This is a genomic window from Novipirellula rosea, from assembly GCF_039541335.1.
Taxonomy (GTDB): Bacteria; Planctomycetota; Planctomycetia; order Pirellulales; family Pirellulaceae; genus Novipirellula; species Novipirellula rosea.
Window position 1 is genome coordinate 570,722 of sequence record NZ_BAABGA010000120.1, and the last position, 21,558, is coordinate 592,279.

Below are 21,558 nucleotides of genomic sequence, written 5' to 3' on the forward strand. Positions count from 1 at the left end.
CATAGCTACGCGGCACGTTTATTGTGGCATTTAATCGAAATCGACTCGGGCGACTTTGCGGCGGACATTGATGCCGCACTCGCTTCATCGCTTTGCTTGATCATGCGGTCGATATCGCGTCGCAAGTTCTTGATTTCGCGTCGCATCTCGGGCAGCTTTCGCTCGACCGCCATGATTTGCATTTGCTCGCGCTGAGGCGTCGCGGGGGACCCGAGGTAAACTTGGTTTCCTTCGCAATCATCCATCACTCCGGCTTGTGCGCCGACGATGGTTTGGTCGCCCAAGGTGATGTGATCCTTCAATCCAACCTGGCCCGCCAAAATAACGTAGTCGCCCGTGGTGCAGCTGCCTGCGATTCCAACCTGGCTGCAAATCAGGTTGTGACGGCCAATTTTGCAGTTGTGGGCGATCATGACTTGATTGTCGATCTTGGTCCCTTCACCGATGCGGGTGGTGCCGTAGGTGCCTCGGTCGATCGTGACCGAAGCCCCGATTTCGACATCCGATTCAATTTGCACATAGCCCAACTGTGCCGTCGGAACGTGACGTCCCGCTTCTTGCCGATAACCAAATCCATTGGCACCGATAATCGTGCCAGCGTGAATCGTCACGCGGTCGCCGATTTGAGTGTTTTCGTAGAGAGTGACGTTGCTGTGAATCACGCAATCGTCACCAATCTGAGTGTGAGGCATCACGACGACACCCGGCATGATTCGGGTTCGTTGCCCAATGCTGACTCCAGCTCCGAGAATCGCCGAAGGATGGACGCGAGCCGAATCGGCCAGCGTTGCTGAGGGATCAATCCCCCATCCCGGCAGGTCGAGTGAGACCGGCGGTCGGAAACAGGCCACGATTTTTGTAAATGCGTCGCGTGGATCTTTGACCACGATCTGAGCCATCGAAAGATTCGTTAACGGTTCGGAACAGACGACGGCGGTCGCTTTGGAATCATTCAGGTCGGCTGCACGTCGAGGATCGTCGACCATCGTGACGTGGCCGCTTGTCTCTTCCCCCAACGGAAACGCACCATGGCATACGGTATCGCCATCACCGTTAATGAGCTTTCCTTCGGCCAAGATGGCCAAGCTGCTAAGTCGTTTTTTCATGGAGAGCATCCTTGCCTCGATGTTGGAGCTGTATTGGAAAAGCTTCGCCCGCGTCACCATCCCTGGGACCGCTAGACTTGTGGACACTAAAATTTTGCCGCTTCTCTGCTCTTTCTATACCCGCGTCCAAGCAAAACGATCAAGATCGATTTGCGAGCGTAAGTGCAAGGGATTCTTCAAAACTTCATTTTCAGTGCGCGAATTTTGTCACTCAAATCTTGTCACTCAAGGGTGCCCTCGATCGATCGCTCGATTCGCCCTCTTTTCCCGCCCCAACACCCGGCCCCTCAGCACTTGGCCCCTAGCACTTGGCCCGCCCCGAGGATCGCTTGATCCCCACGCTGGCAGAAAATATCTGACATTCCCAACGCTTTGAAAGCAAAAAACGGAAGACTTTATTGTCTTCAGCATGTGCGGATGGGCGTGCAGGGGCGGATGTGCGTCAGGCAACCAGGTTGCCCGACGCACCGACCACGGCGTTTGATAGCAATGCGACAACAATCGTCGCGGCCTCGAGTTTTTTTTAAGGAACCTCGAGGCTTACACAATCATCAAGCTCAGGCGTGCTGGACCGCAGGCGTCAGGTCGGTCCGTTCTTGCCCCGCGTCATCCAGGAAGCGGATCTTGCCGCTGGCAACATCGTAGATAGCGCCGACGACCATCAGTTGTCCCGATGCAACCGCAGTTCGAATGGCCTCGCTTCGGCTCTTGATCTTCTCCACCGTCTGCATCACATTTCGCACCGTTACTTCATCGACAACCGCTTCGACGTACGATTCGCCCTGGGCGGTTGCGGCACGAAATTCATCGCGATCGACTGAGGGTTCGATTTCGTTGATGATGGCGTGTAGATGGGGGCATCCGGTGGCCTTTGTCACGTCTTGGTTGGTGCTCACTAAGTTCACCGCGGCGGTAACCGCGCCACATCGAGTGTGTCCCATCACGAGCACCAATTTGACACCCGCGACCGTGACGCCGTATTCGATGCTGCCGAGCGACTTGGTGCCAATCACGTTGCCCGCAACGCGGACGCTAAAAATGTCGCCCAGTCCGACATCGAGCACCAATTCGGCCGGGACTCGTGAATCGATACAGCTGAGGACTGCCGCAAGCGGGGTTTGCCCACTCGCCGTGGCATTGACTTGACGCCCGAAGTCGCGTGACAAGCGATTGCCTGAAACAAAACGGCGATTGCCCTCGCGTAGGATCGATAGAACCTGTTCCGGGGTCACACGATCCTGTAATTCACGCGTCGAGTAGTCAGCGAACTGAATTTCGTCCTGCAATTGGTATTTATCGCGAAAGCCTTTCAAGCTGACTGTGACACCACGGGCCGGGGCCGTGTTGAGTTTGTAATCGCGAATCAAACTCAAAATATCGGGATCGATATAGTCCGACTCCGTCGCGTCGATTAACAAGTGGGTGCCTCGCGGCGACTCGTTCAACAGTTTGTGCAATGCGGCTCGGTTCAAAAAACTCACTTGATTGGCAAGTTCAACATGAACAATGTCTCCGTCCAGATGCGTTTCGACGATGCGTCGGATCGGGCGACGTAAATTGCTGTTCAAAATGAACAGCACACTGACGCCCAGACCGATCAGGATTCCGATCAGCAAATCGGTCATCACAATCGCAACAAGGGTGATAATGAAAGGAGCAAACTGGTATCGGCCCTGCTTCCACATTTGTGAAAACAGCGTGGGGCTGGCCAGTTTAAAGCCGGTGACAATCAGGATCGCCGCCAGCGCCGAGAGCGGGATCATGTTGATGTAAATTGGGAAAAACATTGCGCACAGCAGCAGCAGTACGGCATGGAAAATGGCCGACATCTTTGTTTTACCGCCGGCATCGACGTTGACACTACTGCGAACGATGACCGAGGTCATCGGCAAGCCACCAATCAATCCCGCAATGACGTTTCCAACGCCCTGGGCAACCAATTCGCGGCTTGGCGGCGAGTCACGTTGCTCAGGATCGATTTTATCGACCGCTTCGAGATTCAATAGTGTTTCCAGCGAAGCGACGATTGCGATCGTGACTCCCGCGATGTAGATCGCCGGATTGGAAAACTGAGAGAAATCAGGAGTGGTGAAGAACGAGAAAAACGCGGAGGTCGATTCGGCGACTGGAAATTGGACAAGGTGAGTCGAAGTGATCTCCCACTTTCCACCCAAGCTGCGAAGATACACGCTGACCGCAACGCCCAACAAAACGACGATCAATGGTCCCGGCACAACCGAGCGCTTCAGCGGTTTGATCTTTTCCCACATCAGCAAAACGAGGATCGAAAGGAGCCCGACCACCAACGCGCCAAGGTGGATGTCGCCTGCCAAGGTCGAGAGGATTTCGGTAAAGGTGTTTTCGTTATCAGGCTGTGAAAATGCCATCTCCCCTTCGGGGTCATTGTCGTGGCCGACGATGTGCGGGATTTGTTTCAAGATCAGGATCACACCGATCGCCGCCAACAGTCCTTTGATCACACTGGAGGGGAAAAACGCTGACAGTGCACCGGCCCGAGCGATCCCCAGTCCAATCTGCAACACACCGCCGATCACGACGGCTAGCAGGAACGCCTCGAAGGAACCAAGCAACGCGATCTGTGCCGCAACAATGGCGGTCAATCCTGCCGCGGGACCACTGACGCTGGTGTGCGATCCGCTGAGTGATCCGACGACAATACCGCCGATGATGCCTGCCAAAACACCGGAAAACGGCGGGGCGTCCGAGGCGATTGCAATGCCGAGACAGAGCGGAAGTGCCACCAAGAACACGACGATCCCCGCCAGAAAATCTTTCGGGATCGTCTTCGGAGAGAACAGTGAGGTTGTTGCACCGGATTGGAGCGGTTGAGAATTGGACATAGACGTAGGCTTATCAACTGTATGTGAAGTGAGGGTAAGTTTCGAATCGGATCGCGGTGGGATCGGCTGGATGCTTGCAGTGATCAAAGTGGCAGCAGGGCCACTGTGGACACACGGATTTCCAGCACTGAATCCTCACCGGAAACAGATGACTTGAGCGGGGGTGAGGACAATCGTTTGCATCGAAATGCAAACGCCTCTGGGGATGCGACTGCAGTCCTCTCGCGGATGTTCAACGAGATACAGATTCTTGGCGTACGCGATCGACGAATTTGCGATTCGTGAAAACGAGGTCACCGAGTGATCCACACGAATAAACGAATTCGCAAGAGACCCTGCCGACATTAACGATACGGTTATTGCGAACGAAGAGAGCGTCCGCAGAAGAGTGTCCGCTAACAGCGAATCGGAGCTAACACCGCTTCATTAATGCGGTGCCCCACCAAACTTCGTCGGGGGTTCCGCTCACTGAAACTGACATGCGCATGGGACCGCAGAAGGTCGAATGCGGAGGGATAAGCCTGTTCTCGCCGATTCGGTAACTGCGATTTTCGTTCGCGAGTCGTTTCCGAAATCGGCACGCGTTCTTCATGCTCTTCCGCTGGCGTTTGTGAATCCGATGCAGTGGCAAGCAGCGATACGGGCACGAAAAACGTCCCGCATGGCAATGCCAAAGCGAATAGCACAAGAGCGAAGAAGGCACCTGAACAACGCGGTTTCATGGATGGTTTTTTGGACCCAAAGGGACGAGACAGGGAAGCGGGGTGCCAACGATGGTAAAAATCGGCACTCCGCTCAGAATACGATAGAAAATCGAGTGGGTTCGTCAAGGTGAAAATATTATCCCACCTTCGGATGAAGATCAGGTGTTTCCCAAAAGGAAAATCTCGGCTTCAGCAAAATACGGTATTTCCCCGTCTGTCTCGCTTTCGAGCGTCGAAATCGCCTCGCTCACTCGGAAAACGCAGCGGAAACGTGGATAGGGATGCACCGATTTCCGGTTTGGTAAGGGCGTAGTACTAGCAATCTTAGGTGGAACTCCTCTGGGATCGCGTGATTAAGGTTGGTGATCTGAGAGAAAATGGTCATGATAAAACAGGATGGAATTGTGGGGAAAATGGCGTAATCCGCGTTTTCAACAAGACTTTGACCGGCATCGGATGTCGGACACTCTAATTTTCGGGAAGGGGTCGCTTGGCTTTTCAACCTTTTGCAGTCCGGTGCTTGACGTGTTCAAGTCGTTTGCGGGTGACCGATCCGTCACTGGTGGGAACCATTTCCGCCTGCCCGAAATGCGGCTCGATGGTGGAAATCCAAGGCGAATTTTCAGCGAGTCCTGCCTCAGAGTCGCTTCCGAGGAACCCCGAGCAGGTTGCTTTGGGGACGGACAGTGTTGATAGCGAAACGATCACGCGAGACGCGCTATCGGGGGGAGATCTGTATGCCGAGGCGGCGGTTGCAGCACCGCACTCGCCTGCGGAGCCGTTTCTTGGAACCGAGGCGATTCCGCCATCGCAGATCGCCGATGCAGGAATGCCGATTCCGCCCGAGGGTTGGCAAAGCGATCGCACCCGAAAGTCTCGTCAGGTCGGCATGATTGTGGCCGTTTCGATCGCCACTGTGCTGATCGCGATGGTGGTCTTCGTTTGGTTCGTGCGAACGTGGGATCGAGGGGCCGCTAGCGCGGACGCCGCTTCCGCAGTGACAACGGCCGATTCTGCGGATGCTGCTGCCAATGATATCGCCAATGCAAACGCGATTGCTCCCGAGGTGGACGCGGTGGAACCAACGACTCCGCCGATGCCATCTCCTGTATCCAACCCGCCCCCCGGCCGCGATCCTAGCGAGGACGCCCCCAGCGACGACGTCGTGCCTTCTCCCGACGACAATCCACCGGGCGTCAACTCAGGCGACATCAATGGGAACCCTGCCGATGCTGGGCCGATGCCAGCGGAGATTGCCTCGGTCGCGTCATCTAACACATCGTCCAACGACATTCCCACCGACCTGCTGCCTGTCGATCCGCTGGGGCCGATCGTCGATGTGAATCGAGATGCCGCGGCCCCCGTTGCCGACGATGGCATGTCCAAACTCGATGAAATTCCTCCTGAATTACGAAAGTTCACGGTGTTATTGGACTTAGGACGCGAGACCAATGAAACCAAACCGACGATCCAGACACCGCCGACGCTGGATAAGTTGAAAGTGGAAAATGCAGCAGAGGAAACGCTTGATCCGATGATGATCGCCACGCCTCCCGCGGCCATCAACTTGGATCGGGCGTTGGCGTTGAAATTTGCAATGAACTCCAAAGGCTATCCGCTGGGCGATCTGGTGTTGCTGTTCAGCCAGCTTTCGGGAGTGCCCATTCAGATCGATTGGATGTCGTTGGATATGGCACAAATAAGCATTCGCGAGCGTGTCCCCACGGCACGCGGTTTTTTGTCAGCGCGAGAGCACTTGGAACAGCTCGGCACGTCGATCGGTGCCACAATTCAATTTGATCAATCCTTTGCGATGATCACGATGGAGGAAACGGAATTTGCGAAACGCATCGAACCGGTGCTGCAGCTTGATGATTTCGGCGACGATCGCGCTGCGGCGATATCGGTGTTGGGCAAGTTTTTACAGAATGATGCCGAGGCACAGCCGGGGACCGTCAAAATTGGTAAGGCATTGGCGGAACAGCAGCTCGCGGTACTTGCGTTTGAGTCGCTGCGGCGGATGCGGGGGATCGAAGGCAAACTGCAGGATCAATTCCTGAGCCGTTGGGCTCACGCGGCAAATTCGACCACAGGACCATGGCCGGTTCTCGCTGGCGGGGATTCGGGACCCACTTTGGATGCTCCGATCACGATTGCGGAGCTGTTGAGACGTGTGTCGCGAAAAAACCAAGCCACCTGTATGGTGAATTGGTTCGATGCACGACGACGACGTCTCTCGCCCGAGCAACTCGTGATGCCGTATGTCAAAGACGATGCCGGGAAGATGTTGTCCACCCTGTTGCAGCCGTTTGAGATGCAAGTGCGCCGCGTGGACGACTCGCTTTGGTGGGTCGGCACCGAAGCGACCTATGACCGCTTGCTGCTGGTCGTTTGGTCAGAGCCGCTTGGAGACCGACGGGACGCGTTCATTCAGCAGGTTTCCGAAGTGATGGCGGCCCGCGCCGAAGAAGGAGGCCGAATCACCTATGACGCGGTCAGTGATCGCGTGATGATGTTGCTGCCTCGCTATATCGTTGGTCAATTGTCCAAAATTCAAACATGACGCGGCGAGCGAGGCAAGGGATCTCGCGTTTCTTTTACTCCGGTAACCGAGATGGCTGCCGAATACGGTTATCGGACGACCGCTAACTCTGGAATCGGTTGAGCCGGGAAAGCGAAACGTTCATAGGTCGCAGGACCGACTTCCAGGTTCAGCTCTTCGTATTGCGACCGAACATCGGCGAATGCTCGACGGCTAAACAAAAAGACTTCGTCCTTTTCATCGCAATCGAATGTGACGATGTTGCTGCTGCGTTTTTCTGACATGCGGATGGCTTGTTGCAGATGCTTGGCCAACATTGTCTTTAACGGCTGGTGGGATGCCGATTGATAGACTCCCGTTGTCGCCATTTTGGGTTGATCGCTCTTGGTAACCGATTCGGACACGGTGATGATCGGTAACCCGTCGTGCAAAACGCTGGTTAGCCGAATGCTTGGATTGACATTGTTGTCACTGACTTCCGCAAGCACGGTGTGATTGCATCCCAACAACAAACCAATCGATGGTGAAGTTGGCGTATCTTGGATTCTCGCATAGGCGGGACTCGAAAATCCAAGATCGCACAGCAGATCCATGGTCTCCATCGTCAAACTGCCAACGCTATCATCCATTGCGGCAAACAACAGTGGATCTTGGTAGACTTTGGTCCGTCGATTTCCAGCGTCTGAATCCGCTGTCGCCGATTCATCCTCGTTCTCGCTAGGCTCAGGATTGTAACGTAGGATGGCGCTCGGAGACGCTTCGGTCGGTTTCGGCATTGTGACGACGGGAATGTGTTCGGGTTTCGGTGCCCGTGCATTGACAATCGCCCCGAGCACGGCGGCCACTCCGGTGGCCAATACTCCAAAACCGAACATGTGGTGCAGCGAGTGACTTTCGGATTGCCCAAAGCCGCCTAGCAGATAAATTTCATAACCGCCCAGCATCAACAAAATGACGCCGACAAAATTGTAGGTGAATCGCGTCTTATTGCCACCACGTCCGCGTCGTAGCGGAATGCCCAGCAGGCTGATGAGCGACGGTAGCGGCAGAAACAGCCACGTCCAAATTGATAGTGAGCACGTTCCGCACACAACCAACCCCGCAGCAAACATCAGTAACGATGTGATCAGCAACAACGTGGAGGTTAGTTTCGAGGGTGGCGTTTGAAGAGGTTCGATGCGATAGGTCCCCTGCGAATGGTCGTCGGTTTGTCCTGCCTGTTTGATTGCAGTGAACCACTCGGCGGCTCCAAGGTCCGTTGCTGGCGGTGCGACGACTGTTTTCAGCAGCGCGATCGTCGTCTCGCTGTCGTCGCGGCAGAGATAGCCACGAATTGCATTGGATGATTCAATTTGTTGTTTTGCGTTTGTCACATCCATGCTGTGTCGAGACAAGCTGACAAGCGGGGTGGTTCCCTGAGGTCCCTCTGCTTTCGAAAACAGGGGAATGCCGCGAAACGATTCTTCCAGTAACGAACCGATAGGAGCCTGCTGAAGCGTGTCGGTCACGTCTTGCTTCATCGCTGCGATTTTGGTCTGGATCAACTCTGGATTTCTGCCTAATTCGGCTGGGTTGATCACTTTGGCCACGGACGTGGTGAGGTGTTCGAGCGGACTCGTCGGTGCCGGACGGTCAAAATCCACATTAGTCAATTGGACAAACGCGTTCTCAGCGAGACCTTCGGATTGCAATTGGCTCAAATCTAACTCGCGTGGAAATGATTTCATCGCAAAGGCACGATGGCACTTGGGAAGTCCCGAGGACAAGCCAAGTAACGTACCTAAGCACAACAGCGTGAACCCAACGAGTAGGTAGAAAGCGTCATGACGCCGTGGTGCGGCGGCATTGTTTGGGTCGGATTTACGACGCGAGGATTTCCTCATAACCAAAACTTCCAGCGGATATAGGTTTTGCGTGATGTGGTGATAAACCAACAAAAACCTACGTCACTTTTGGTAACGGGGACGCAAACCTCGTCAGGGGGAGTGGAATACCTCGCCGAGTGCAGCGGTTATGAGGGAAGCAGCGAATATTCGCACAATGACGCCGCGTCGAGGAGCTGTTTTGGCCGTCGCGGTTTAACAGCAGGCTGATTCGAAATCGGCCCGACCAGAAAGCGGCCCGACCAGAAAGCGGCCCGATGAGAACGAGGCTCGATCAGAAAGCGGCTCGACCAGAAAGCGGCTCGGGCTGCGGTTTTGGGAGGGGGACTGCGGTTTAGCGGGTCTCGGCCTCGAGTTTCGCTTCGAATTCTTCGAGTTGACGGATCATCGGAGGCGAATGTGGCGTCAAACGGACCGCTTTCCGCTGGGTCGCCACCGCATTCTTGTAATCACCCACAGCGAAATAACACCGAGCGCATGTGTCCAGTAGCGCTGAATCGTTCGGTAGCAACTCAATCGACTTCAGACTGAACCGGAGTGCCTGTTCGTAGTCGCCCTTGGTGTTGCTAACCAGCCACGCGTATTGGTTGAGGGCTTGGGCGAGGTCGTAACCGCGTGGTTGAAAGCGAGCTTGCTGCTTCATCATCACTTCGATACTGGCAATCTCTTGCTTGGCTCGTTGGACGTTTTGGGTTAACAGCAAGTCGACGGTCTCGGTCCAATCGGGATCGTTTTGATCGAGCCGAAACATCGAGATCAAAATGTCAATGTTTTCAGGTCTCAGCCGCAATGCTTTGACGAGTAACGGTTTTGCCGCTTCGCGGTCTCCTTGTTCAATCTTCAGCAGCCCCGAGTGCCACTGGATGTTGCTACGCATTTCGTCATAAGAAAATCGCAACGCGTTTAGTCGGTTTTTTAATTGATCGTCACTCTCGATCCGGTTGATCAGCGGGGTCAACAAATCCACGACGTCTTGATGTCGTTCCAGATCCGCTAGCATGGTGGCAAGTAGATCCCGGGCGCTGACGGATGGGGAAGCATCCATTTCCAAATGATCAATGATGCCGCGGTATTCGCGTTCCGCCCACTCATACAGCCCCCGTTTCTGCAATTCCTGAGCAATCTCGCGGTGGGTTTGCGCGATCTCCTCGAGCTCGTTAGGCGAGATTGTTTCCCGCTCGGCTGCGTCACTTGGAAATGGACGGATTTCAATCGCCTGATCCGCGAGCAATTGCGCCCGCCCGGAATCCCCTTCGGCCTTAATCGCTTCGGCTGCCGAGTACAACAACATCGGCTGCGAATCGAACATTTGCAGGTGACGTTTTTGCAGTTCAATCACGATCGGGTGCAAGCCGTTTTCGATCGCCCAGCGACACGCTTCCGTCAGATCACGCGTGGTGGGGGGAATCAGATCCAAATTCGCTTTGGCAAGCATTAACGCGTCATCCACTTTGTCGCTCAACCAAGCATGGCGAACGCAGACGCGGACGAGCTCGAGAACCGAATCACGAGTGGTTTGTTGATTCGATGCGGTGTCCAATTGGCGTCGTTGCTCCGCCACGATCTCGCTCCATCGTGCGGCATCGTAGGTGCCGTTTTGCAAATCATTGGCGTATGCGATCAACCACGTGGCGGCCGCGCGATCGCTATGGCTGAGTCCCTCGCGAATCTGCTGGGCATCTTGTTTTTGTTGCTCCACTGCATAAGACGAATCTTGTTGCATCACCGCCAAGGCTGCGACACGGCTGAGGTCGAGTGAGGTTTCAAAGCGAGTGAGCCGAACCAACGCCTGCAGCCCCGCTCGTTCTGGCAATTCCGCCAAACGGACAATCCGGCTGCGTCGTTCGTCGACGCTTTGTGCTCCGTATTCATGCAAGATGTCACGCACTTCGTCCGGGTCACTCGGCTTGGACCAACTGACCAACAAACTGCTCACCAGATGACGTGCGGTCATCGCAATTTCATTGTCGGGATGGTATTGAGCGAGATGCAATTCGTCGAATGCTTGCAACCCCAAACGGGCAAGTGATTCACGTGCACGAACACGTGTCGCATAGGTTTCGCTGCCCAATTGTTCGATCAGCCGGTTGACCACCGATTTGCTGCTGTCCGCTTGGGATGTCTGCGACGATTCGCCCCCCGTGTCCGCAAAACCGACGTTGGGTGACAACGCGAGCAACACCAGCGATGTCAAAATAGCACCCAAGCGGGGGCCAGCTGCGGTTGGGGTCATGCGGAAACGCATGCGGATTCTCCGGAAAACGATGACAAGCACGGCATTAGGATTGCGTCGTTATTCTAGAGCAATTGACGTTTTTGTGCATTGTGAAAGCGAGACGCGGCAGCTGCAACGAAATGTTTTCCCTCTGGCGGGGAAGAGCCAGCAACGTGAACTGGCCGCATTCGGAGCTAGCAAATCGGGGGGAAATCGGGGGTTTCTGCTGAAAGTGGGGGATTATTGGCTGCAATTTGCAACCTGCCTACCAATAACTGCGGGTGCGGCAACGAATGAAATCGAAGTTCCGCAGCTCTCGTAAAACCGCTACTATGCCGAAGCCTGGCAATTTTCCACAATGATTGGGCTGATTCCCGATTCTGTTGTGCCTCTCTGTTGTAAATCATTGATGAAATCAAAAAACAAGAAAGCCCCGTCCTCGGGAAGCGAATCCGCCTTGGGAAACGAATCCGCGTCGAAAGTCGATTCTCGTGATCCCGCAGAAATCCGTGCTGAAGCGTTTCGCATGTCTGGCCAACGGGAAACGGTCGAGGCGTTCGTGGTCGCATTTATCTTGGCGCTGCTGTTTCGTGCCTTTTTGGCCGAAGCCTTCGTGATTCCGACCGGCTCGATGGCTCCCACGTTGATGGGGGCTCACAAGGACCTGACCTGCGACCGCTGTGGGAATCTATTTCAAGTCGGCGCGAGTTTGGAGCGCCGCGGTGCCTCGACCGACGAGGTGGTGGTGGCCGGGATCTGCCCGAATTGCCGGCACGTCAATCCGATGGATCTGGCAGGCAACTCGGATGACGAAACCTTCAACGGCGACCGAATCTTGGTCAGCAAGTTTGCCTACACGCTCAGCGAACCCGAGCGTTGGGACGTGATCGTATTCAAATTCCCAGGCAATCCAAAGCAAAATTACATCAAGCGTCTGGTCGGCTTGCCGGGGGAAACGTTGAGAATCCATCACGGTGATGTTTATCGTCGTCCGCTGGAGGACGAGGGCAGTGCGGATGAGATCATTCGCAAACCTGCCGACAAACTGCTGGCGATGAGCCAACTCGTTTATGACACCGCATTTCAATCCCCCGATTTGATCGCAGCGAACTATCCAAGCCGCTGGCAACCCTGGACCGACGGTGCCACCTCGCCGCCGACCGATTCATGGCAGGTGCAGCGGGACGCCGACGGGTTGACGGCATCGCTTTCTTCGGAAGCCGCGGCTCGGATGCATTGGCTGCGTTATTACCATCGCTGGCCCGACGAACAACAATGGGATCGTGCCTCAAACGGACTGTCGCTTGCCGACGTCGATCCCTATTCGAGCCGCTTGATCACCGACTTCTACGCTTACGGGTCTTACGTCACCGTGGACGCGGATCGCGTGTACGACGAGCGCCCGACGTTGTTGCCGACTCGGTCGAGCTGGTTTTCACGAATCACGCGTATGCTCAATGGTGGCTATTCATCGGGGACCTTTAGCCCGTCCTTCCAATCAGGCGAGGGACCTGAGCAGTTTCAGGGACGAGCCTCGTACGGATCAAGCGACTTGTCACGCGATGGCGTGCATTGGGTGGGCGATCTCATTCTCGAAACCGATCTCGAGACCTCTGCCGAAAGTAAAGAAGTGGTCTTCGAACTCGTCGAGGCCGGGATCCCGTATCGTTGTACCATCGATTTGACTACGGGCGTTGCGGTACTGAGCATTGGCGATGATGACTCGCGTGTGTTCAGTGCGAACGGCGAAAAAAACAATCCGCATCCGACAGCGCAAACGACCGTTACGGCCGGTTCGCGGCACCGCGTGCGAATGAGTAATTGTGATGATCAAATCGTGTTATGGGTGGATGATTCGGTTGTCGAGTTCGATGCACCCACGACCTATGATGCTCGTACGTTTCTATCGGACACCGAGAATCATCCGTATTACGTTGACGCCGGCAAACCGCTCGATGCCGCACCGGCAGGCGTCGGGGTGCGTGGCGGAACCAGCACCGTTCACCATTTGCGTATCGATCGTGACAAGTATTACATCGCCACCAAGTCCTCGGATGCTGGCATGTACGATTACGACATCGAAGAGTTGGGCGACTTGACCAATGGACGCTTCAGTTTTCGCAACCAAGAATTGATGCGTCGGTTGATGGGCGAGTTTCAACAGGTAATGGCCGAGCCCGAGCAGTGGTCCGATTTCGAAGGCTGGCAGACACGTCGCAGCGTCAGCTTTCGGCTCGAGGAAGATCAATTCTTTCCAATGGGGGACAACAGTCCCGAAAGTCTGGATGCTCGCTGTTGGGCGGGCACGAAGTTGCGTCCGGGAATGACTGCCGAAGCAGATGCTTGGGCCCGAGCTGATTTCGTTCCCCGTGATCTGTTGGTGGGCAAGGCATTGTTGGTGTTCTGGCCCCATTCGTGGAATTCTCCGGTTCCCTTTACTCCTAATTTTCGACGCATGAAGTTGATCCGTTAGATTGACGCTTCTCCGCACACCTTCCTTTTCGCAAAAGCAGAAATAGCATGGATGCACATTCCGAAAATCGACCAATTCTGCAAGCCCTCGATTTGCAGAAAACCTATGGTCGCCGCCGCGTCGTTGATGGTGTGAACCTGCACGTCGACAAGGCCGAAATCGTCGGCCTGCTCGGCCCGAACGGGGCGGGGAAATCAACCAGTTTCCGCATGATCTGTGGGATGGTCCAGCCCGATCGTGGCAGCGTTTTTCTGGATGGCACCGATGTGACCGATTGGCCGATGTTCCGGCGGGCGCGTGACGGCCACATGGGATACTTGCCGCAAGAACCGAGCGTGTTCAAAAAATTGACGGTCGAGCAGAACATTTCTGCGTTGCTGGAATTGTTGGGCATGGATCGCGCGGCGCGGAAGCACCGCACGCAGCAATTGCTCGAAGAATTCAACATTACCCATATCCGCAAAAGTCGAGCTGCGGGGCTCAGTGGTGGAGAGCGACGCCGTTTGGAAATCGCCCGCTGTCTGGTGTCCGATCCCAAGATCGTGATGCTTGATGAACCGTTCGCAGGGATCGACCCGGTCACCGTCCAGTCGATTCAAAGTGTGATCAAGCAGCTGCGAGATAGCGGGATCAGTGTCTTGATTACCGACCACGCGGCACGCGAAATTCTCGGCACGGTGGATCGCTGTTATGTGATCTATCAAGGTCAGGTGTTGATCGATGGAAGCCCTGACGAAGTCAAGGAACACCCCAAGGTACGTGAAGAATACTTGGGCGATTTGGATGCGGCCGCGAAAAGTCCGCTGCAGCGGGCGGCAATGGCCGGGCAAGCGGCCGATGACCCAGAGTATCCGCCCGTGCCACGCCCCCACTTCCGTTCCTCCGCTGAACGAACTCGCAAACCGTCTCGCTCGGTGACCGACGTTTAGACAACACGGATAACGCTTCTACAAACAAGCATAGGGCTTCTACAAACAAGCATAGGGTGCACTAAATCGTGAATCGTCTTTCCGCTTCGTTAAGTCCCTACTTGCTTCAGCACCAGAACAACCCGGTGGATTGGTATCCTTGGGGTGAGGAAGCGTTTGAGCAGGCACGCCAATCGGATTTGCCTGTGTTCTTGTCGGTCGGCTACGCGGCATGCCATTGGTGCCACGTGATGGAACATGAGAGTTTCGAGAATGCCGCGATCGCCGAGTTTTTGAACAAATATTTTGTTTCGATCAAAGTCGATCGCGAAGAACGACCCGACATCGATCAAATCTATATGAACTCGCTGCAGCTGATGACGGGCCGCGGCGGTTGGCCGATGAGTGTGTTTCTCAATCACGAGAAACAACCCTTTTATGCCGGTACGTATTGGCCTCCGTCGGCTCAGCGGGGCATGCCGGGGTTTTCTCAAATCCTCGATGCGTTGGCAGATGCCTGGCAGAACCGGCGCAGCGAAGTCGAAGCTCATGCAGCGCAAATCACGTCATCGCTCGGTCAATTGGCGCTCGGCGTTAGCGAACCCGCTGCGTCTCTGCCCGAAGATGCGGTGATCCGCGATGCGACGAATCATCTGTTGGACGTGCTCGATCGAGAACGCGGCGGGTTTGGTTCGGCGCCGAAATTTCCACACGCTACGGATCTTGAACTGCTGCTGCGTCGTGGCCAAACGAGCGGGGAAGAAGAACTCATTAACGCAGCGGAACTAACACTCGACGCGATGGCCGGCGGTGGAATTCGTGATCACATCGGTGGTGGGTTTGCGCGTTACAGCGTCGATGCCAATTGGTTGGCGCCACACTTCGAAAAAATGTTATATGACAACGCGTTACTCGCTGCGGTTTATGTTCGCGCGTTTCAGGTGACCGGACACGAGCGGCATGCGGACGTGGCAAAAGAAATCCTTGACTATCTTGCCCGCGAGATGTGCGATCCCTGCGGAGGTTTTCACTGCAGCGAGGATGCTGATAGCGAAGGAGTCGAAGGAAAGTATTACGTTTGGACGGTGGCTGAAGTGATCGCGGCGCTGGGAAGCGAGCGCGGCGAGCGGTTCTGTCAGATTTACGACATCACCGAATCGGGGAATTTTGAAGGCAAAAACATCCCCCGTCTGCAAAAAACGATCGCGGATTGGGCGAGCGAGTTGGCGGTGCCGGGGTTAGCAGCGGAGTTGGCGGTCGATCGTGAGCGATTGCGCGAACAGCGTGGCAAACGAGTGCGTCCCGGACGCGATGACAAGATTCTAGCCGGCTGGAATGCTTTGGCGATTCGTGCGTTTGCGATCGCGGGGGGCGTGCTGGATCGCCCCGATTACATCGAAATCGCCGAACGTTCGGCAACCTTTATGCTCGACAAAATGACCTCCGAAACGGGGCGTTTGTATCATGCGTATCGACAAGGCCAAGCCCATCTCGATGCGTATGTGGACGACTATGCATACACGGCCGAAGCCTTCTTGGCATTGTTCGAAGCGACGGGCAGGGCCCGCTGGGTCGGCCGGGCCAGCCAGCTAGCGGAGACGATAATCACTCACTTTGAAGATCGCGAAGTCGGTGGTTTTTTCTACACGTCCGATGATGCCGAGGCGTTGATCACTCGCACCAAAGATTGGCATGACGGCAGTTTGGTCAGCGGGAATGCGTCGGCGACGATGGCTCTGTTGAAACTGTCGCGATTGACCGGCGTGGATGCCTATCGCGACGCAGCGGTGCGGGCACTGCAATTGGCGGGGCCTATTTTGCAGTCGCAGGCAGCCGCCTGTGGAGCGTTATTGTCGTCGCTTGATCGTTTGTTGCACGATCACGAACAATGGGTGCTTGCTGTCCCGGATCGGGAAACGATGGCCGCTTGGCGGACGCGGTTTCTTAGCCGCTACCGTCCGCATGCCACATTGTCGTGGGTGATTGGCCAAGCTCCGGAATCTGGTCCCGTCGCCTCGCTGAACCATGCTCGCGAAGTGATCGATGGAAAACCAACGCTCTATCGATGTCAAAATTTCAGCTGTGATCAACCGCTGGTTGGAGACGAAATCGGGCTGCTGCTTCAGCAGACGACTTCGTGACGGGATACAATGGGGACGCAGAATCAGTAATGCGAATCCCGTTTCCCGCAGGTCATTATGAGTGCCGAAGTCATCACAGTCGTTTGTAAGTGCGGGCAAGGTTTCCGCGTTAAGTCGGCCGCGATCGGACGCCAAGTAAAATGTCCGAAGTGCAAATCGGTTTGCGATGTGGTGGCACCGCCGAAAGCCGCCACGCCGAAATCCGATGCCGCAGAACAGGATGCCGCGGGGATTCCGGCGGTCAAAGGGGACAAACAACTACCGCCACGTTGGCAAGGGGATGTGCCTGATTTCAGTGGTTTGGCCGCGAAAAAAACGCCCACTCCCTCAATCGTGACCGACAAGGCTGACTCGATTGCCGGGCTTCCCACGACACCTTCATCGTCCACCGACACGCCGCCGAACATCGTCGTGCCAGGCGAAAAACCGGCGGCCAGTTCGCTTCCGAATTTCGAAACGCGCAAGGGGGCAGCCGAGACGAGCGGGACGACTGCAGTACCGGAGTTTGCCGCCGACGAATTGTCCGCAGAACCCGACGAGGACGCTACCGCAGGATCTGGATCAGCGACGCCGCCTGTGAATCCCTACACGTCAACGCAACCGATGATCAGCAGCGGGGGGACGCCATCGAATTTGCCTCAGGAACGCAAGTATCCGATGTTAGAGCTGATCCGAAAACTGTATTTCGGATTAGCCTGTCTGATTCTCGGCTTGGCGATCCTTTACACGCTGGTGGTTCCCGTGATCGGAATGACACAGGAGGGGATGATGGGGTTGGTGACCGGGCTGCTTACCGCCGTCCCGATTTTAATTGCCTCGGCGATCTGGTCGGCAACCTTGCTGGCGGCTTCGGAGGTGATCAAATTGTTTTTGGATATTCAATCCAATACCTTAGCCACGGCCAATGCTGTTCAGTCGCGTTAGGCGAGTCGCGTTCGCCGAGTCGCTGCGGTTTGTTGCGGGGCCGCTGCTACATCGAGTCGGCGGTTTCCGCTTTCAGCTGGGCCACACACTGGCACCATTTTTTGGCCAATTGATCAAGATGATCGATCTGTTGCTGCGTGATCTGGTCGGGGGAATCGGCGTTTCGCTCGACTTCGGCGGCGGCTTCGACGTCATCATCGCTCGCAACGTAGCGAAAACAGGACTTCAGCGTATGAGCTGCGGTTCGCAAGGTTCGCGAGTCGGCTGATTTTGTCGCCGTACGAATTCGGCCGATCAGCATCGGCACCTCTTCAAGAAACGCATCGCTGATCGCAATCAATGTTTCTTTGTGATCGCCGGCGTGTCCGCTTAGTTGTGCCCGCCAATCGTGTGACGGTGATTGTGATTCGTCCATATGTGGGAATCTCCGCAAAGAGTGGATTCGATATTCGCTTGGGCTCGGCAGCGACGTCGCACGCCAACGATCGCCACAGTTCATCTTACCATTGATGGCACCGCCGCAGTGCACCGCAGCGGTTGGAGCGGAGGCGGTGGGGGACTTCCCGCGAGAACGCAAATCGGGGGGTGGTTGGCTGCATATTCGTCACGATCGGTTTGTTTGGCAGTTTTATCCAATCGTTAGGGCTTCGGTGATCGGACTTTTTTGACTCGGTCGAATCGTATCGTACTTTCAAAGTGTAAAGAGTGAGCGAATCAAAGTTGGTTCGCTGCCAGGATGAAGGTTTGCATGTGTGTGCAAGTCATCAGATCTGGTCGGCCTTGCTCCGTGACAAAGGCAAACCGTTCGAGAGGGCGGGGCGCAAAACCACGGGTCCGTGAGTCGTGCGGCGGATCGATTACCGATCCAAAGGACTGCTTCAGGATTGCCAGGTTGCCACGGAAAATCGATTGCTCGAGAGCTTGCTCTCTTGGCACTCGGTGCACCAAGGCACGTCAGACGAAAGTCGGAGACGAGGCTGCCCTTACGTTGAACGCATTCACGTCGAATGTGTTCGTATTTAAGCATCGTCGTGAGTCATCTGTTAACGATGATTCACATCTCACTCGCGAGGAGAGAGACATGAAGAATTTCGCTACCAGCATCGTAAACTTCCTGAAAGAAGAAGACGGACCAACTGCGGTTGAGTACGCCGTTATGTTGGCTTTGATCATCGTCGTTTGTTTGGTTTCGGTCGGTTCGATCGGAACCGCTGCGAACACCAAGTTCGACGCAGTCGGCAAGGCCATCTCCGGTGGCGGTGGATCCTAGTCGATCGCCGAACTCGTTCGGCTAAATTTATTCGTCGCATCGTCCGGCACAGATCGCATGTTTGCGGTCTGTGCTGGCTGCGTCGATTTTTGCTTGTGGAAACTCAGCGAGTTGCGAAACACGTTCGTAACCGTTTCAAAGGGCCACGTCTCCTAAAGTCTACGCCCAATCCAACTTTTTTCGTTCGCTACCCCGACCCATTCGGGAGGCTTAATAACCGATGAACTACCCACTGATTCCCGCCGATGCGGCTGCGTATGCCTGGCAGCTTTCTTGTTGTCTGGTCACGCTTCTGTTCGCGATGTTTAGTTGGTTGATTGGCCCTCGCTAACGAAACTACTGCTTTGCAATCGAACATCGGGTGAGGCCCAAAGAAGGCCATCACTCCGCGTTCCATGCGGCCGAAAAAGCTTACTCACAAAACACTTTACGGGGATAGACTCATGGATACTTTGTTTCACTCAGTCGTTGACCACTGGATCGTCTGGTTTGTCACGATCGTGCTCGTCGTTGCTGCGATTATCGACGGCGCCATTTTGAAGGTGCCTAACTGGTTGACCTTTCCCTTCATCATTAGCGGTTGGGTCTACTGGACGATCACCGCCGGATTCGCGGGGTTGGGCTATAGCTTGCTGGGAACCTTCGTCGGCATGATGTTGCTGCTCGTGCTCCGCAATGTGGGCGGTATGGGCGCCGGTGACGTTAAACTGCTTGCCGGAGTCGGCGCGTGGCTCGGGACCGTGATCACGCTGTGGGCTTTTGCCTACACCGCGATTGTGGGTGGCGTGATGGCTGCCTTTATGATCATGGCAAGTGGCAACTGGTTCAAACATTATGCGATGGCTCGTCAGATTCTCGAAGAATGGAAAACAGTGCGTAACCCTTCGAAACTTGCCGAGATCGCTCGCGAGCGGAAACCGACCATGAAACTGTTGCCCTACGGCATCCCGATGGCCATCGGTTCGATCGCATACTTTGCTATCGCCGGTTTGTTGGTCTAAGAAAAAATGCTAGCCAATAGGGAGGGAGCGCAATTTGTGCTCCCTTCTTTTTTTGTGTCCTAACCCGTTTTGCCCCTGATTCGTCGACGATTCCTCTTCCAAGAAATTCCCAAACAGGCGTTACAAACTGCCAAATGTGAACTCAGGTAGTTTGCGTTAACTTTTCTAAATCTAGTGGTCGTAATAGCCCCATGGTATCGGTTGCAGCGATCGCTCTTGCAAAACCGAAAACCCATGTGAGTCGGAACATACGGACTAAGCCGGATTCGACCCTTGTAAAAACGTTCTGCCAAACGACAGCTCCTATTCAGGCACGTCTGATTAGCCATGCGAAACAAATCACTCATTCTGCTTCTAGCTTGCGTTTGCGGTACCATTGCAGCGGTTGGCATTAGCCAATGGATGCAGGCTCGCGGCACGACTAGTGAAGCCGCACCGACCGTCGATATTTTCGTAGCAGCCAAAGCGATCGATATTGGCGAGCAGATCACGGGCGAAAAAATTCGTCTCGAGCCGTGGCCCGCCGATCGTATCCCCGAAGGATCCGTGGGCGACCTTGGTATGCTCGATGGCAAATTCGCCCGCCAGAAATTTTATGCGGGCGAACCGGTCATGCCGGTCAAGTTGATGGACACCAACACGGCGACTGCACCTAAGGGGTACAGCGTGGTGGCAATGCGAGCGGACGCCGAGAACAGCATCTCGAATTTGGTTCAACCCGGTGACCGCGTGAACGTGATGGCGTTCTTTACCAAAAGTGAATTGATTCCTCGCACCATGACCAAGACGGTTTTGACCGGTGTTCGTGTGTTTGCGATTGATGGTAATACCGATCGTCTCGAAGGGGACGCAAAACCGACCACGGCACGCACGATTCAATTGTCCATTCGCAGCGACGACGTCGACGCGTGGACCTATGCCAACGAATTAGGAAAGATTCGTTTAAGTCTTGGCAACCCGGGCGATTACGAAGAGCCCGCCACCGATGAGGGGCCAAGTCCCGCCGCCAGCTCATTCTTGAAGTGGCTTGCCGACTACCAAACCGCGCAGGACCGTCGCCGCGAAGAAATGCGTCAACCTGTGGCAACGCCCGTGGTGGCCCCCGCAGCCGCCCCTGCCGCAGCGGCGGCAGCACCGAAAAAACGAAAAGAGGGATTCAAGATGCTCAAAATGGTCGAAGGCCGCATGATTGAGTACTGGATCGCTCCGAATGAAGTTCCTGTTGTGATGAGCGACACCGGTCCTACCGACAGCAGCGGACAAGAGACCACGGAAGCCGATGCGGGATCGCAAGAAGATTTGTCTCACAGCGAAGCGAACGCTCCTGCCGGTGGCCCAGGTGACTACAGCCACCTCAACGGAGCTGACAGCCCGTTCTTTCAGCCTCAGGGCGAACGTGGCAATTCGGCTTCGGATTACTAGAACTATGATGGGGAGAAGTCGTTCTATCGAGGGTGTTCATCCACCTGAAATCAAGCGACTTCTCGATAAGCGTGTTTTAAAAAACTCTTTACCAGAGAACTTGTTACT

Annotated in this window: 14 protein-coding genes and 1 riboswitch; of the genes, 8 read left to right on the forward strand and 6 right to left on the reverse strand. The window is 55.2% G+C overall.

The annotated features are described in order from the left end of the window. Positions 1–5: 5 nt before the first annotated feature. The 3 genes from lpxD to ABD971_RS34275 all read right to left on the reverse strand — a co-directional run bounded on the left by lpxD (position 6) and on the right by ABD971_RS34275 (position 4,689). Positions 6–1,106, reverse strand: a complete 1,101-nt coding sequence (lpxD, locus tag ABD971_RS34265) for a UDP-3-O-(3-hydroxymyristoyl)glucosamine N-acyltransferase (protein WP_345328276.1) — start codon at positions 1,104–1,106, stop codon at positions 6–8. A 557-nt stretch (positions 1,107–1,663) separates the two neighbouring features. Continuing rightward, positions 1,664–3,967: a SulP family inorganic anion transporter gene (locus ABD971_RS34270; RefSeq protein ID WP_345328278.1), complete on the reverse strand. Its 2,304-nt coding sequence runs from the start codon at positions 3,965–3,967 to the stop codon at positions 1,664–1,666. Between the two features lie 395 nt (positions 3,968–4,362). Beyond that, positions 4,363–4,689 carry a hypothetical protein gene (locus ABD971_RS34275; protein WP_339936577.1) on the reverse strand — a complete coding sequence of 109 codons (327 nt, stop codon included), beginning with the start codon at positions 4,687–4,689 and terminating at the stop codon, positions 4,363–4,365. 655 nt (positions 4,690–5,344) lie between these two features. On the opposite strand from ABD971_RS34275, the gene ABD971_RS34280 reads away from it, so the two are divergent. Beyond that, the gene (locus ABD971_RS34280; RefSeq protein WP_345328280.1) at positions 5,345–7,234 is read left to right on the forward strand and encodes a hypothetical protein; all 1,890 of its coding nucleotides are present in this window, start codon (positions 5,345–5,347) and stop codon (positions 7,232–7,234) included. A 68-nt stretch (positions 7,235–7,302) separates the two neighbouring features. Here the strand turns inward: ABD971_RS34280 and ABD971_RS34285 are convergent, their stop codons facing one another. Continuing rightward, on the reverse strand, positions 7,303–8,940 hold the full coding sequence (locus ABD971_RS34285) for a hypothetical protein (protein WP_345328282.1): 1,638 nt from the start codon (positions 8,938–8,940) through the stop codon (positions 7,303–7,305). A 490-nt stretch (positions 8,941–9,430) separates the two neighbouring features. Beyond that, positions 9,431–11,341 (reverse strand): tetratricopeptide repeat protein, encoded by a 1,911-nt coding sequence (locus ABD971_RS34290; RefSeq protein WP_345328284.1) that lies wholly within the window; start codon positions 11,339–11,341, stop codon positions 9,431–9,433. A gap of 379 nt (positions 11,342–11,720) precedes the next feature. Here ABD971_RS34290 and lepB point away from each other — a divergent pair, with 379 nt between their 5' ends. The 4 genes from lepB (at position 11,721) to ABD971_RS34310 (ending at position 17,757) form a co-directional block, all read left to right on the forward strand. Then, on the forward strand, positions 11,721–13,784 hold the full coding sequence (lepB, locus tag ABD971_RS34295; protein ID WP_345328286.1) for a signal peptidase I: 2,064 nt from the start codon (positions 11,721–11,723) through the stop codon (positions 13,782–13,784). Between the two features lie 47 nt (positions 13,785–13,831). Next, the gene (gene lptB / locus ABD971_RS34300) at positions 13,832–14,713 is read left to right on the forward strand and encodes an LPS export ABC transporter ATP-binding protein (protein ID WP_345328288.1); all 882 of its coding nucleotides are present in this window, start codon (positions 13,832–13,834) and stop codon (positions 14,711–14,713) included. 68 nt (positions 14,714–14,781) lie between these two features. Beyond that, the gene (locus ABD971_RS34305) at positions 14,782–16,833 is read left to right on the forward strand and encodes a thioredoxin domain-containing protein (protein ID WP_345328290.1); all 2,052 of its coding nucleotides are present in this window, start codon (positions 14,782–14,784) and stop codon (positions 16,831–16,833) included. Between the two features lie 57 nt (positions 16,834–16,890). Continuing rightward, positions 16,891–17,757, forward strand: a complete 867-nt coding sequence (locus ABD971_RS34310) for a hypothetical protein (protein WP_339936593.1) — start codon at positions 16,891–16,893, stop codon at positions 17,755–17,757. A 46-nt stretch (positions 17,758–17,803) separates the two neighbouring features. Here the strand turns inward: ABD971_RS34310 and ABD971_RS34315 are convergent, their stop codons facing one another. Further along, the gene (locus ABD971_RS34315; protein WP_339936595.1) at positions 17,804–18,172 is read right to left on the reverse strand and encodes an Hpt domain-containing protein; all 369 of its coding nucleotides are present in this window, start codon (positions 18,170–18,172) and stop codon (positions 17,804–17,806) included. Between the two features lie 370 nt (positions 18,173–18,542). Continuing rightward, a riboswitch (cyclic di-GMP riboswitch) is annotated at positions 18,543–18,657 on the forward strand. 181 nt (positions 18,658–18,838) lie between these two features. Here ABD971_RS34315 and ABD971_RS34320 point away from each other — a divergent pair. From ABD971_RS34320 to cpaB, 3 genes are all read left to right on the forward strand, one after another. Next, positions 18,839–19,027, forward strand: a complete 189-nt coding sequence (locus ABD971_RS34320; RefSeq protein WP_040771246.1) for a Flp family type IVb pilin — start codon at positions 18,839–18,841, stop codon at positions 19,025–19,027. Positions 19,028–19,470: 443 nt separating this feature from the next. Then, entirely contained in the window at positions 19,471–20,028 is a 558-nt protein-coding gene (locus ABD971_RS34325; RefSeq protein ID WP_339936599.1) for an A24 family peptidase, read from the forward strand. A gap of 327 nt (positions 20,029–20,355) precedes the next feature. Continuing rightward, a complete protein-coding gene (cpaB, locus tag ABD971_RS34330) occupies positions 20,356–21,450 on the forward strand; it encodes a Flp pilus assembly protein CpaB (protein ID WP_345328296.1) in 1,095 nt (364 codons plus the stop codon). The last annotated feature ends 108 nt before the right edge of the window (positions 21,451–21,558 follow it).